This window comes from Micromonospora globosa, from assembly GCF_000717585.1.
GTDB classification, from domain to species: domain Bacteria; phylum Actinomycetota; class Actinomycetes; order Mycobacteriales; family Micromonosporaceae; genus Micromonospora; species Micromonospora aurantiaca.
Window position 1 is genome coordinate 36,095 of record NZ_JNZR01000024.1, and the last position, 13,601, is coordinate 49,695.

Sequence of the window (13,601 nt, forward strand, 5' to 3'; positions counted from 1 at the left end):
GTGCCCGACCGACAGCTGCGCGCGGACGCGCTGCGCAACCGGCAGCGGCTGCTGGACGCCGCGGTCCAGGCGTTTTCCCAGGACGGCCCGGAGGTAACGCTGGACCGGGTCGCCAAGGACGCCGGCGTCGGCATCGGCACGCTCTACCGCCACTTCCCGAGCCGGGAGGCACTGATCGAGGCGGCGTACCGCAACGAGCTGGAGAAGCTCTGCGACGCCGCTCCGGCGCTGCTCGCGGCCCAGCCCGCCGACGCGGCGCTACGCGCCTGGATGGACCGGTTCGTCGACTACCTCGCCACCAAGCGGGGCATGGCCGACGCGCTGCGGCTGGTCATCGCCTCCGGCGCCAACCCGTACGCGCAGAGCCGCGACCTGCTGCTCGCCGCGCTCGGGGCGCTGCTCGCGGCGGGCGCCGCAGCGGGCGTCGTACGCGCCGATGTGGCCGCCGCCGACGTGCTCGCCAGCCTCAGCGGGGTCTCCCTGGTGGCGGGCGAGCCGGACCAGCGTGCCCAGGCCGGACGCCTGCTCGACCTGCTGATGGACGGGTTGCGCTACCGGCCGGGCTGACCGGAATCGGCCCGCGGCCCGGACCGGCGCTGACAGACTCGGCCGGTGGGCTCGTACGGGTGGCGGGGACGCCTGGGGCCGGCCGTGCCGGTGGCCCCGGGCGCCCGGGTCGACCGGTTCGAGATCTTCTTCGACCTGGTCTTCGTCTTCTCGTTCTTCATCATCACCCGGGCCACCGCGCTCGAGGTGACCGGCGGGGCGCTGCTGCACGCGCTGCTGGTCCTCGCCGTGCTCTGGTGGTCGTGGGTGGTGCACAGCGTCGTCGCCACCCGGGTACGCCTCGGCGAGGGCTTCGTCCCGGTGCTCATGACAGTCGGCATGGCCGCGCTGTTCACGTTCGCGCTGTCGCTGCCGCACGCGTTCCGCGACCCGCGCGGCAACGAAGCCGGGCCGATGGTCGCGGCGCTCAGCTACACCGTCCTGCGGCTGGTGCACCTGCTGCTCTACCGGCACGCCGTCCGGGACAGCCCGAACGAGCGCCGGCAACTGATCCGGTTCGCCCCCGAGGTGGTCGGCAGCACCGCGCTGCTGCTGGTCGCCGCGCTGCTGCCGCCGAGGATCGACGACCTGTTCTCGGCGGCGGTGCTGCGGGACGTGCTGTGGGCCGGCGTCATCCTGCTCCAGTACGGCACCGGCATCCTCGCCGGCACGTGGGGCTGGGGCGTCGCGTCCGCCGAACACTGGACCGAGCGGTACGACCTCATCCTGATCATCGCGCTCGGCGAGTCGGTCATCTCCGTCGGCGTGGGCAGCAACCTGCTCGGCCAGCCGCCCACCTGGCCGGCCGTGGCGGCGGCGGTGCTCGGCATCTTCTTCACCGCCGCGCTCTGGTGGGCGCACTACGACATGGTCGGGCCGGCCGCCCGGATCGCCCTGCACGTCGCGCAGGACGGTCCCCGGGTGGCGATGGCCCGGGACGCGTACGCGTACCTGTTCCTGCCGATGATCGCGGGCATCATCCTGTTCGCGCTCGGCGCCGAGACGATCGTGCACGGGATCGCCGACCCGAACGTGCCGCCGAGCGAGCCGGCCCACGGTCCGGGCGTGCCGCTGCTGTACGGCGGCGTGATCTGCTACCTGTGCGGCAACATGCTGTTCCAGCTGCGTACCCTGCGCACGGTGAGCTGGACCCGGGTCGGGACGGTGCTGCTGCTCGGCGTGGCCATCCCGGTCGCGGAGCGGGTGCCGGGGCTGGCCGCGCTGGGCATCCTGACCGCCCTCACAGTGGGCATGGTGGCCGTCGAGGTGATCGTCTTCGCCGAGGGCCGGCAGGCGCTGCGCAAGCTGGTCTTCGAGGAGCGCGCCAGCCACGAGGCGCACGAGGCGGCCTGGCGGGCCCGGTGGCACGAGCAACCCGAGGACCGCGACACGAACGGATGAACGCCGCCGTGTGACGTTCGGCCGTCGGCAGAATCTGCGTGTGCGGGGTGGCCGGCGGCGCGGCGTGCGCCGATGCTGAGGCGATGGCGACCTTCTCCGTACAGGCGCAGCCCACCGACGCGGCGAGCTGGACCGAGCTGGCCCGTACCGTCGAGGCGGCCGGCTTCGACGCGCTGTTCGCGGCCGACCACCCCGGCTCCTGCGCGTCGCCGTTCGTCGCGCTGGCCGCCGCGGCGGCCGTGACCAGCAGGCTGGGCCTCGGCTCGTACGTCTCCAACGCCGGCGTACGCGAGCCGATCCTGCTCGCCGCCGACGTGGCCACCCTGGACGTGGTCTCCGGCGGGCGGGCCCGGCTCGGCCTCGGCGCAGGCCACACGCCGGCCGAGTGGCGGGCCGTCGGGCGCGAGCGCCCGGACGTCGCCGGCCGGGTACGCCGCTGCGTCGAGGTGGCCGAGGCGGTCCGGGCGCTGCTGGCCGGCGACGAGGTCACCGTGGACACCGGGGACCTGACGACGTACGCGGCACGGCTCGACCGGCCCCGCCCGGTCCAGGACCGGATCCCGCTGACCGTCGGCGCTTCCAACTCGACGCTGCTGCGCTGGGCCGGAAGGCACGCCGACGTGGTCGGCCTGGCCGGCTTCGGCCGTACGCTGCCCGACGGCCACCAGCACACCGTCCGGTGGCGGGCCGACCAGATCGAGGCGCAGCTCGCGCACGTGGCGGCCGGAGCGGCCAGCCGGGAGACGCCGCCGGTCCTGGAGGCGCTGGTCCAGCACGTCGCCGTCACCGACGACGCGGAGGCGGCCGCCGCCGGGACGGCCGCCGAGACCGGGCTCACCCCGGCGGAGGTGCTGGCCACCCCGTTCGTGCTGGCCGGGACGCCCGCCGAGATCGTCTCGGCCGTGGCCGGGCACCGGCGCCGCTGGGGCGTCACCCGCTTCGTGGTACGCGCCGGGGCCGTCGACGCGCTCGCCCCGCTCCTGCCCCGGCTGGCGGGAAAAGAGCTGGACTTCGAGCACACTCGAAAGTGAACACTGGGCGCATGACGACGACACGACGGCTGGGCCGCAGCGGCATCGAGGTCAGCGCGATCGGCATGGGCTGCTGGGCGATCGGCGGCCCGCTCTGGGACGGCACCCAACCGCTCGGCTGGGGCGAGGTGGACGACGACGAGTCGGTGCGTACCGTCCACCGGGCGCTCGACCTGGGCGCGACGCTGTTCGACACCTCCAGCAACTACGGCGCGGGGCACAGCGAGCGGGTGCTCGGGCGCGCGCTCGCCGGCCGCCGGGACCGCGCGGTCATCGCGACCAAGTTCGGCTATCCCACCGACGAGGAGACCCGCCAGGCGCTCGGCGAGGACGCCAGCCCTGAGTACGCACGGCGCAGCCTGGAGGGTTCGCTGCGCCGGCTCGGCACCGACCACGTCGACCTCTACCAGCTCCACCTGGGCGGCCTGCCGGTGCCGCGGGCGCTGGACCTCGTCGGCACCCTGGAGGACCTGGTCGCCGAGGGAAAGATCCGGGCGTACGGCTGGAGCACCGACGACCCCGCCTCGGCGCGCGCCTTCGCCGAGGCCGGACCGCACTGCGCGGCGATCCAGCACGACCAGTCGGTGCTGCGGGACAACGCCGCCATGCTCGAGGTCTGCGCTGAGTTCGACCTGGCCGCCCTGAACCGGGGGCCGCTGGCGATGGGCCTGCTCACCGCGAAGTACCAGGATGCTCCCACCGCCCGGGGCGACGACGACGTGCGCGGCGTGGCACCGGAGTGGCTGGACTGGTTCACCGGCGGCGTACCGCGCGCCGAGTGGGCCGAGCGGGTGGCCCGGGTCCGTGAGGCGCTGACCACCGACGGCCGCACGCTCGCCCAGGGCGCGCTGGGCTGGCTGCTCGCCCGCAGCCCGCACACCCTGCCGATCCCCGGCTGCCGGACCGTCGGGCAGGCCGAGGAGAATCTCGGCGCGCTGGCGTACGGGCCGCTGCCGCAGGACGCGTTCGCCGAGGTGGAGCGCCTGCTCGCCGACCTGCGCACCGCCCCCGCCGACGCCTGACCGCCCGGGTCTCGCCGCGGGGGGACGCCTCAGAGGTGTCGGCGGACCTCCGCGGCGAACCGGGGCAGGCCGGTGCGTCCCAGCAGTACGAGCAGACCCGGTACGGTCGTCGGCTCCCTGCGGTAGGCCGCTGCCTGCCGGTGCAGGACGTCGAGTGTCTGCCCCGGATAGAGGTCCAGCTGATCGAGCAGGAAGTCGTCCGGATGCACCGCCACGATGTCGAAGGACTTGAGCGACGGCTCGGGGAAGTCACCGACGTTGAACGTGACCAGCACCTCCGCGTTCGCCCGGACGGCGGCAGCCAGCACGTGCCGGTCCTTGGGATCGTTGGACATGCCGTCGATCAGCGACTCGTACCCGCTGACCATGGCGTCCGGAAAGGCTTCGGCCATCTGGCCGATTCGGCGGTCGACCCGCTCCTCCGCGATGCCTCGTACGATCAGGTTGCGTCGCAGCTCGTCCAGGACGTCCTTGGACCAGAGAGGTCGGTAGGCGGCGACCTCGGCCAGCCGCAGCAGGGTGTCGCAGAGATGCGCCGGGTAGAGGACGCAGGTGTCGAGAAACGCCGGGAACGCCACTCAGGTCACGCTCATCTCGTCCTGCGCGGTGTGGCCGTCGCGTCGTACAGGCCGTCTTCCTCGGCTTCGGCGGTCATCCGGTCGAGTGTCCGGCGGCGCGCCTGCCGGGTCCGCTCCTGGTAGTCGAGAACGTCCCGGAGCATGACTCGCCGGTGACGGCCGCGCATCGTGTACGGCATCTCGCCCTCGGACAGCAACCGGACCAGCGTGGGCCGGGAGATGTTGAGCAGGTCTGCCGCTTCCTGGGTCGTCAGCATCGTGTTGTGCGGCGCGATGGAGATCGCGAGCCCTTCGGACAGTGCCGTCACCACGTCCCGCAGCACGCCGTACAACTCGTCGGGGATCTCGATCTCGGACCCGTCCGGCCCGACCAGCCTGGCCCGCGCACGACCGCCGGCGCTCCGCAGTTCCTGCACGAACCGGGCCAGCTCAGCCGGGTCGTCCGGGGGAAGGACCGTACGTTCACGCAGGGCGTTGCTCATGACGCAAGCGTATCTCTATTCGAAAAAAACGCAACGCGTTTAGCGTGCGTGACCGGCGGGCGTGACGAGTGAGTGATTTCGCTCAACGCATCCGAATCGCGCCGCGTACTCGAAGATGTGAGCATGCGGATCCTCATGGCCGGCGCGTCCGGTTTCCTCGGCACCCGACTGGTCGACTGCCTCACCGCGGACGGCCACCAGGTCACCCGCCTGGTCCGCCGCCCGCCGCGCACCCCCGTCGAACGGCAGTGGAACCCGTCCGCCGCACAGCTGGACCCGCAGTGCGTCGCCGACGCCGACGCGGTGGTGAACCTGGCCGGCGCGGGGGTGGGCGACAAGCGCTGGAACGACGAGTACCGGAAGGTGATCCGGACCAGCCGGGTGGACAGCACCACCACGCTCGCCATCACGATCGCCGGCCTGCCCGCCGCCGACCGTCCGACGGTGCTGCTGAACTCCTCCGCCGTCGGCTGGTACGGCAACACCGGCGACCGGACGGTAACCGAGGAGGCACCTGCGGGTGAGGGGTTCCTCGCCGACGTCTGCCGCGTCTGGGAGGCCGCGACCCGCCCGGCCGAGGACGCGGGCGTACGGGTGGTGCGCCTGCGTACCGGACTGCCGCTGCACCGCGACGGCGGCCTGCTCAAGCCGCAGCTGCTGCCGTTCCGGCTCGGCGTCGGCGGCAAGCTGGGCAACGGGCGGCAGTGGCTGCCGTGGATCTCGATGCGGGACTGGCTCGACGCCGCGAAGTTCCTGCTGAACCACGACGGCATCGCCGGCGCGGTGAACGTGGTCGGCCCGGCGCCGGTCACCAACGCCGAGTTCACCAGGGAACTGGCCCGCCAGCTGCACCGCCCGGCGATCATGCCGATCCCGGCGGTGGCGCTGAAGGTGGCGCTCGGCGGTTTCGCGCAGGAGGCGCTGACCAGCGCGCGGGTGCTGCCCGCCGTGCTCGACAAGGCCGGCTTCTCCTGGGCGCACCCGGACCTGGCGGGCGCGCTGCGCGCCGCCCTCTCCGAGTGACCGGCCGAGGGCGGCGCGACGCGGCGGATCAGCAGCCGATCACCCAGTACGCGGGCCCGGTCTGCTTCAGCCTGCTCGTGTAGAAGGTGTTGTAGAGGCCCATCCGCTGCCCGCTGCCGAGCGCGTAGGCGTACCCGCCGGACTGGTAGGCCCGCCCGGCCACCACGTGCGCGTAGTTGCTGGCGGTGACGCAGACCGGCGCGCTGGTCGGCGTGGGCGAGGCGGTCGGCGTGGGCGAGGCCGTCGGCGTGGGTGACGCCGTGGCCGTCGGGGTCGGGCTCGGCGAGGCGCCGCCACCGCCGAGCCCGAAGAAGACCGCGTCCCGGTACGTCGAACAGATGGTGTCCAGGAAGTACGCCCCGGCGGTGCCGCACTGGTCCGCGCCCGTACCCGGGTCGACGGGAGTGCCGTGGCCCATCCCGGAGACCCGGTAGAGGCGGACCTGGTCGGCACCGTAGACCTCCAGGCCGGTGCCGGCCGGCAGCGTGGACGTGCTGGTCGGGGTGGTCGACACGCCCAGCACGTTCGTCCACTGGTCCCGCGACTCGGCGGCGTTCGCGGTCGCCACCGTGGTGTCGCTGGTGCCGTGCCAGATCGCCACGCGTGGGCGCTTGCCGGTGTACCCGGCGTACGCGCCGCGGACCAGGTCGCCCCACTGCGCCGGGGTCTTGTCCACGCCCGGGTTCATGCAGCTGAACGCGGTGACGGTGCTGGTGGCGCAGCGGTACGGGATGCCGGCGATGATCGAGCCGGCGGCGAAGACGTCGGGGTAGGCGGCGAGCATGGCCGCGCTCATCGCGCCACCGGCGGAGAGGCCGCTGACGTAGACGCGGGCGCCGTCGGTGCCGTAGGTGGTCTTGGCGTAGTCGACCATCTGCTTGATCGACAGCGCCTCGCCCTGGCCGCGTGCGGTGTCACCGGTCTCGAACCAGTTGAAGCAGGAGTTGGCGTTGTTGCCGCTGGGCTGCTGCGGCGCGATGAGCGTGAACTTCCACTGGTCGGCGTACTTCTGCCAGCCGGAGTTGGTGACGTACGTCGAGGCGTTCTGCACGCAGCCGTGCAGCAGCACCACGGCGGGCGCGCCGGTGGGCAGGCCGTCCGGGCGGTATGCGTACATGGCCAGGTTGCCGGGGTTGGAGCCGAACCCGGTGACCTGGGTCAGCGAGGCGGCCTGGGCGGGAAGGGCGGCGACCAGCGCGGTGGCCGCGGCCAGCACGACCCCGGCCGCCGCCCCGGCGACGCGGGCGATGAGGGATGAGGAGCGGGGCACGGGGACCTCCCGATCGTGGAATGTGAACTGAGTCACCTCCGAGTTGCCGAGACGTTACGGCCGCGTTTCGTCACACCGGAATGGCCGCCGCTCACACATTCACGGTCACCGAAGTGTGCGGCGAGTTCCGTGTCCGGGCGGTCTGCCCAGGTCCGGTTGGTAACGTCCGCTGCGTGCCCTCCTCCCCGTCCCTGGCCGCCGGCCCGGCGCCGACGCGCGTCCGCGACCGGCGCGCCGACCTGCTGGTCACGCTCGCCGCGCTGGCCCTGGCCCTCTGGGTGACGAGTGGCATGTGGCGGGATCCGAACAGCCGCGCGATCACCGTCAACTCCAGTGACCAGGCGCTGTTCGAGTGGCTGCTGGCGTTCGGCGGGCACGCGCTGACCCACGGGCAGAACCCGCTGTACACCACCTTGATCAACGTCCCGGACGGGGTGAACCTCGCGGTCAACACCTCGATCACCGTGTACGCGGCGGTCTTCGCGCCGCTGACGTACCTGATCGGGCCGCCCGCGACGTTCCTGGTGATCCTCACGCTCAACCTGGCCGCGACGGCGGTGGCCTGGTACTGGCTGCTCAGCCGGCATCTGGTCCGCAGCCGGCTGGCCGCCGGGGTGGGCGCGCTGTTCATCGCCTTCTGCCCGGCGATGGTGTCGCACGCGAACGCGCACCTGAACTGGACCGCGGGCTGGCTGGTGCCGCTGCTGATCTGGGGCGTGTTCCGGCTGCGCCGGCCGGGCCGGGCGGTCACCGGCGGGATCGTGCTCGGCCTGCTGGTGGCTGTCGCGTTCTCGATCGCCGCCGAGGGTCTGTTCTTCACCGCGCTGGCGCTCGGCGTGTTCCTCGTGGTGTGGGCGCTGCACCCGGCGCGCCGGTCCGAGGTACGCGCCGCGCTGCCCCGGATGGCGGCCGGGCTGGGCGTGACAGCCCTCGTCGCCGGGGCGCTGCTGGCGTACCCGCTGTGGCTGCACTTCCTCGGACCGCAACGGTTCCACGGCACCGGGTTCGACCCGCTGATCCACTCCGAGGACATCGCCGCGTACGGGTCCTACCCGCGCCGGTCGCTCGCGGGCTGGGCCGGGTGGGGCACCTCGCTCGCGCCCAACCCGACGGAGGAGAACTCGTTCTTCGGCGTACCGCTGCTCCTGCTCGCCGCCGCCTGCTTCGCGCTGCTGTGGCGGCGCGCGGACCGCGCGTTCCGGGCCACCCTCGCGGCGCTCGGCGTGACCGCAGTGGTCTTCGCGGTGCTGTCGTGGGGGCCGACTGTGAAGTGGAACGGCCGCCGCTTCGACCAGACGCTGCCGTTCGGGGTGCTGGACAACCTGCCGGTGATCAACGCGGCGTTGCCGTCCCGGCTGGCACTCGTGGTCGCGCCGGTCATCGGTCTGCTGCTGGCGTACGCGATCGACTCGCTGCGCGCCCGGCCGCCCCGGCGCCGGGTGAGCGGGCTCGCCTGGGCGCTGGGCTTCGCCGCGGCGCTGCTGCCGCTGGTGCCCACGCCGCTGCTGACCAGCGTCCGCGAGCCGATCCCGCAGTTCATCACCAGCGGCGCCTGGCAGCGTTACGTCCCGCCCGACGGGGTGCTGACGCCGCTGCCGCTGACCGTGGACGTCTACCCGGACGGGCAGCGCTGGCAGGCGTACGCGCTCGCCCACCGGCAGGGTGAGTTCCGGATCCCGTCCGGCTTCTTCCTCGGGCCCGGCGGGCCGGAGGGCCGGGGCCGGATCGGCCCGGTGCCGCGCACCTTCGACTCGCTGATGGACCAGGCGGGCCGGACCGGGCTGGTGCCGATCATCACCGACGGCAGCATCCGCGAGTCCCGGGCGGACCTGCGCTACTGGGGGGTCCAGGCGGTGGTGCTGCCGGACCGGGTGCACGGCGCCAAGTTCGACGTCGACGAGGAGGCGCTGCGGCGCACCGCCACCGCGCTGCTCGGCCCGCCCGAGCGGGTGGAGGACGTCTGGCTGTGGCGGGTGCCGGCCTGACCACCGCCGTGTCCCCCGCGATGGCGACGAGGCTCACGGGTCCGGTTCCCGGAGGGCGGGACTAGGCTGGACGGGTGAGCGTGACGACTTCCGGGCTGACCGCCGTCCGCGCAGGCCTGCTCGACTACCAGGCCGCCTGGGACGAGCAGCGCCGGCTGCACGAGGCGGTGGTGGCCGGCGAGCAGGGCGACACGGTGCTGCTGCTGGAGCACCCCAGCGTCTACACCGCCGGCAAGCGCACCGAGCCGTGGGACCGGCCGATGGACGGCACCCCGGTGGTGGACGTGGACCGCGGCGGGAAGATCACCTGGCACGGTCCGGGGCAGCTCGTCGGCTACCCGATCGTCCGGCTGCCCGACCCGGTCGACGTGGTCGCGTACGTCCGGCGCACCGAGCAGTTGCTGATCGACGTCTGCGCCGAGTTCGGGCTGTCCGCCGGCCGGGTCGAGGGACGCAGCGGCGTGTGGGTGCCGGAGGACGACCGGGGCCCGGCCCGCAAGGTCGCAGCCATCGGCATCCGGGTGGCGCGCGGCGTCACGCTGCACGGCTTCTCCGTCAACTGCGACTGCGACCTGGGCTTCTTCGACCGGATCGTGCCCTGCGGCATCCGCGACGCCGGGGTCACCTCGCTGACCGCCGAGCTGGGCCGGCCGATCACCGTCGCCGACGTGCTGCCGGTGGTCGAGCGGCACCTGCCGACGTTGACGCAGGTCTGAGCCCCGTGCGGCTCGACCTGGTCACGCTCGTCGTGACCGAGTACGACCCCGCGATCGCCTTCTTCACCGAGGTGCTCGGGTTCGAGCTGGCCGAGGACAAGCCGTCGCTGACGAACGACGGCCGGCCCAAGCGCTGGGTGGTCGTACGCCCGCCGGGCGGCGGCACCGGCCTGCTGCTGGCCCGTGCCGACGGCGAGCACCAGGCCGGCGCGGTCGGCGACCAGACCCACGGCCGGGTGGGCTTCTTCCTCCAGGTCGACGACTTCGAGGCGGTGCACCGCCGGATGGTCGACGCGGGCGTCGAGTTCGTCCGGCCGCCCCGCACCGAGCCGTACGGCCGGGTCGCGGTCTTCCGCGACATCGCCGGCAACTCCTGGGACCTGCTCGGCCCGGCCTGACCGCTCGGCGGCGCGGTGTGCGACCGGTCCGGATCGCCGCCCGCCCAGGGCCACCGCCCGCCCAGGCCCGCCGCCCACCCAGGCCCCGCCTCGCCGTCGGTCACGGTGAGTCACAAGGCTGCGCCCGCAGCATGTGGCCTCCCGCCGACTTTGCTCTGCAGCCGGATCCGCAACGGTCACTCCCGGTCAACCGCTGCGCCAGTGGCTGCAGAGCAAAGGGCGCAGACACCCTTCCCTCCCTCCCGAGGCCCGTCCGCCATAACCCCAGCTCAGCGCAATGCGTTGGCGTCGAGGGCAGCTCGACCACCCCGAAACAACCCTCACCGAGCGTGACCGCAAGGCCGAGCGACCTATCGTCACTCTCAGTGGCAGATCCGAGCCGATTCCGGAGAGCGGCGGCGAGACCGACGGTCCCGATGGCGAGCCCGCGCCCCGCCGTCAGGGCGTGAGGCGGTGCAGGTCGCGCGGGAAGGCGGTCACCTCCCGGACGTTCGCCGCCCCGGTCAGCCGGGCGACGAACCGCTCCAGCCCGATCGCGAAACCGCCGTGCGGCGGCATGCCGTGCCGGAACGCGTCCACGTACCCGGCGTACGGCTCCACCGGCTCGCCGCGCGCCGCCAGGGCGGCCAGGTAGTCGGCGTGCCGGTGCAGCCGCTGCCCGCCGGTCACCAGCTCCACGCCCCGGAACAGCAGGTCGAAACCGTTGGAGTACGCGGGCCGGGCCGGGTCCGGATGGGTGTAGAAGGGGCGCTTCGCCATCGGGTACCCGGTGACGAAGAGGAAGTCGCAGCCGTGCTCGCGGAGCGCCCACTCCCCCAGCGCCCGCTCGTGCGCCGGCGCAAGGTCGGGTTCGTCCGCCGGCGCTCCGGCGATCTTCAGCGCGTCGGTGAAGTGCACCGCCGGGATCTCGGCCGGCACCTCCGGCACCGTCACGCCGAGCGTCGCCAGCGCGCCACCGGCCCGCTCGCCGACCGTCGCCACCATCCCGGCCAGCGTCTCCCGCAGCACCGCCATGACGTCCCGGTGGTCGGCCACGAAGCCCAGCTCCACGTCGAGCGACGTGTACTGGGCCAGGTGGCGCACCGTGTCGTGCGGCTCGGCGCGGAACACCGGCCCCACCTCGTACACCCGCTCGAAGACGCCGACCATGAGCTGCTTGTAGAACTGCGGCGACTGCGCCAGGTAGGCGGGCCGCCCGAACCAGTCCAGCGCGAACACGTTCGCCCCGCTCTCGGTGGACGAGGCGACCACCTTCGGCGTGTGCACCTCGACGAAGCCGCGCCCGTCGAGCGTGGCCCGGAAGCCGGACACGGCCGCCGCCGAGATCCGCAGCGCGGCGGAGCGGACCGGGTGCCGCAGCGCGACCGGCGCGTGGTCGAGCTGAGTGGGCAGGGTGGCGGTGAGCACCGGCCGGTACAGGTCGAACGGGGGCGGGACGGCGGGCGGCCCGAGCGGACGTACCGTCGGCTCGACGACCTCGACCCCGGCGGGCGCGGTGGGGTTCGCGACCACGGTGCCGACGACCTCGACGACAGTCTCCTCGGTGAGCGCCTCGATCTGCTCCCGCACGGCGGGCGCGGCGACCACCACCTGGGCGAGCCCGGCGGCGTCCCGGACGATCAGGAAGGCCACCGACTTGAGCAGCCGGCGGCGGTGGACCCAGCCGGCGAGCCGTACTGTGGCGCCCACACGGGCGGGGAGTTCTGTGGACAGGATGCGTTGCACGACGACTACCTCCTTGACCAATCGCAACGCGATCCCCAGGGAGGTGTGGGCGAGCGGGAACCTCGCGGTGCCACCACACCTTCGCCCCCGCCAGGGCGGGAGCCTCGTTCGTCGCCTTTTCACCGGGGCCGGCCGGGCGGGCTCTACTGGGCGCGAAACGCCGTTCTTCCCGCAGCTCGGGAGGGTCTTCACGGACCGGCGCCAGACCGCCTCACAGCAACCGGCGGCTCTCTCGACTGGCGGATCGGCCCGTTACTCGGCTCCGTCACAGCTCTGCCCGGCACGCTAGCACCGCACGCGCCGCGCTGTGACCGGGTTTTTTCGCCCTTGGTGTCCGGTGTCACAGCCATTCCGGCGTGACGGCCGTCGCCCTCGTTCATCGACCGGCACCGACCGGCGTACGCTCGGTTTTGTGACGATCGAGCAATCCGCGCCGACGACTGAGCAGCCAGCGCGCACCGCGACTGTCGCCCCGGAGGGGCGGCGGATGCTGCGGATCGAGGCGCGCAACGCCGAGACGCCGATCGAGCGCAAGCCGCCGTGGATCAAGGTCAAGGCCAAGATGGGCCCGGAGTACACCCAGTTGCGCGGGCTCGTCTCGCGCGAAGGGCTGCACACCGTGTGCCAGGAAGCCGGCTGCCCCAACATCTACGAGTGCTGGGAGGACCGGGAGGCCACCTTCCTCATCGGTGGTGACCAGTGCACCCGGCGCTGCGACTTCTGCCAGATCGACACCGGCAAGCCGGCCGAGTTCGACGCCGACGAGCCGCGGCGCGTCGCCGAGTCGGTCGCCGCGATGGGCCTGCGCTACGCGACCATCACCGGTGTCGCCCGCGACGACCTGCCCGACGGCGGGGCCTGGCTCTACGCCGAGACGGTCCGGCAGATCCACGCGCTTCAGTCCGGCTGCGGTGTCGAGCTGCTGATCCCCGACTTCAACGCCGTGCCCGAGCAGCTCGCCGAGGTCTTCGGCTCGCGGCCCGAGGTGCTGGCGCACAACGTGGAGACCGTGCCGCGCATCTTCAAGCGGATCCGCCCGGCGTTCCGCTACGAGCGTTCGCTGGACGTGATCCGCCAGGCGCGGGCCGACGGCCTGGTCACCAAGAGCAACCTGATCCTCGGCATGGGCGAGGAGCGCGCCGAGGTGTCCCAGGCGCTGCGCGACCTGCACGAGGCGGGCTGCGAACTGATCACCATCACGCAGTACCTGCGCCCCTCCCCCCGGCACCACCCGGTGACCCGCTGGGTCAAGCCGGAGGAGTTCGTCGAGCTGCGCGAGGAGGCCGAGGAGATCGGCTTCGCGGGCGTGATGAGTGGTCCCCTGGTCCGCTCGTCGTACCGCGCGGGCCGCCTCTACCAGCAGGCGCTCGACGCCCGCCGGGAGGTCACCGTCGCCGGCTGAGGCCGGCCGACCACCGCGTCAC

At 73.2% G+C, this 13,601-nt stretch carries 13 protein-coding genes; 9 read left to right on the forward strand and 4 right to left on the reverse strand.

Annotation, left to right across the window (positions count from 1 at the left end; translation table 11 throughout):
* The 4 genes from IF06_RS0121275 to IF06_RS0121290 all read left to right on the forward strand — a co-directional run bounded on the left by IF06_RS0121275 (nt 1) and on the right by IF06_RS0121290 (nt 4,000).
* Nucleotides 1-567, forward strand: a complete 567-nt coding sequence (locus IF06_RS0121275) for a TetR/AcrR family transcriptional regulator (RefSeq protein WP_013287733.1) — start codon at nt 1-3, stop codon at nt 565-567.
* A 45-nt stretch (nt 568-612) separates the two neighbouring features.
* Nucleotides 613-1,947: a low temperature requirement protein A gene (locus tag IF06_RS0121280; RefSeq protein ID WP_013475704.1), complete on the forward strand. Its 1,335-nt coding sequence runs from the start codon at nt 613-615 to the stop codon at nt 1,945-1,947.
* A gap of 83 nt (nt 1,948-2,030) precedes the next feature.
* On the forward strand, nt 2,031-2,978 hold the full coding sequence (locus IF06_RS0121285) for a TIGR03621 family F420-dependent LLM class oxidoreductase (protein WP_030273066.1): 948 nt from the start codon (nt 2,031-2,033) through the stop codon (nt 2,976-2,978).
* An 11-nt stretch (nt 2,979-2,989) separates the two neighbouring features.
* Nucleotides 2,990-4,000, forward strand: a complete 1,011-nt coding sequence (locus IF06_RS0121290; RefSeq protein WP_030273067.1) for an aldo/keto reductase — start codon at nt 2,990-2,992, stop codon at nt 3,998-4,000.
* A 29-nt stretch (nt 4,001-4,029) separates the two neighbouring features.
* On the opposite strand, the gene IF06_RS0121295 is transcribed toward IF06_RS0121290, so the two are convergent.
* Together IF06_RS0121295 and IF06_RS0121300 are read right to left on the reverse strand one after the other, a co-directional pair.
* Nucleotides 4,030-4,578 carry a PIN domain-containing protein gene (locus IF06_RS0121295; RefSeq protein WP_030273069.1) on the reverse strand — a complete coding sequence of 183 codons (549 nt, stop codon included), beginning with the start codon at nt 4,576-4,578 and terminating at the stop codon, nt 4,030-4,032.
* An 11-nt stretch (nt 4,579-4,589) separates the two neighbouring features.
* On the reverse strand, nt 4,590-5,060 hold the full coding sequence (locus IF06_RS0121300) for a helix-turn-helix domain-containing protein (RefSeq protein WP_013475700.1): 471 nt from the start codon (nt 5,058-5,060) through the stop codon (nt 4,590-4,592).
* A 123-nt stretch (nt 5,061-5,183) separates the two neighbouring features.
* On the opposite strand from IF06_RS0121300, the gene IF06_RS0121305 reads away from it, so the two are divergent.
* A complete protein-coding gene (locus tag IF06_RS0121305) occupies nt 5,184-6,083 on the forward strand; it encodes a TIGR01777 family oxidoreductase (protein WP_030273071.1) in 900 nt (299 codons plus the stop codon).
* A 28-nt stretch (nt 6,084-6,111) separates the two neighbouring features.
* Here IF06_RS0121305 and IF06_RS0121310 read toward each other — a convergent pair whose 3' ends face one another.
* Nucleotides 6,112-7,353: a PHB depolymerase family esterase gene (locus tag IF06_RS0121310; protein ID WP_030273072.1), complete on the reverse strand. Its 1,242-nt coding sequence runs from the start codon at nt 7,351-7,353 to the stop codon at nt 6,112-6,114.
* A 173-nt stretch (nt 7,354-7,526) separates the two neighbouring features.
* On the opposite strand from IF06_RS0121310, the gene IF06_RS0121315 reads away from it, so the two are divergent.
* The 3 genes from IF06_RS0121315 (at nt 7,527) to IF06_RS0121325 (ending at nt 10,452) form a co-directional block, all read left to right on the forward strand.
* Nucleotides 7,527-9,338, forward strand: coding sequence for a hypothetical protein (locus IF06_RS0121315; RefSeq protein ID WP_030273074.1), 1,812 nt, complete (start codon nt 7,527-7,529; stop codon nt 9,336-9,338).
* A 74-nt stretch (nt 9,339-9,412) separates the two neighbouring features.
* Complete coding sequence (lipB, locus tag IF06_RS0121320) at nt 9,413-10,054, forward strand: lipoyl(octanoyl) transferase LipB (RefSeq protein WP_030273076.1); 642 nt, start codon at nt 9,413-9,415, stop codon at nt 10,052-10,054.
* Nucleotides 10,055-10,059: 5 nt separating this feature from the next.
* Nucleotides 10,060-10,452: a VOC family protein gene (locus IF06_RS0121325; RefSeq protein WP_013287741.1), complete on the forward strand. Its 393-nt coding sequence runs from the start codon at nt 10,060-10,062 to the stop codon at nt 10,450-10,452.
* Nucleotides 10,453-10,890: 438 nt separating this feature from the next.
* On the opposite strand, the gene aspS is transcribed toward IF06_RS0121325, so the two are convergent.
* Nucleotides 10,891-12,177, reverse strand: a complete 1,287-nt coding sequence (aspS, locus tag IF06_RS0121330) for an aspartate--tRNA(Asn) ligase (RefSeq protein WP_030273078.1) — start codon at nt 12,175-12,177, stop codon at nt 10,891-10,893.
* A gap of 412 nt (nt 12,178-12,589) precedes the next feature.
* Between aspS and lipA the strand changes: the two genes are divergently transcribed.
* Nucleotides 12,590-13,579 carry a lipoyl synthase gene (gene lipA, locus IF06_RS0121335; protein ID WP_013287743.1) on the forward strand — a complete coding sequence of 330 codons (990 nt, stop codon included), beginning with the start codon at nt 12,590-12,592 and terminating at the stop codon, nt 13,577-13,579.
* Nucleotides 13,580-13,601: the final 22 nt, after the last annotated feature.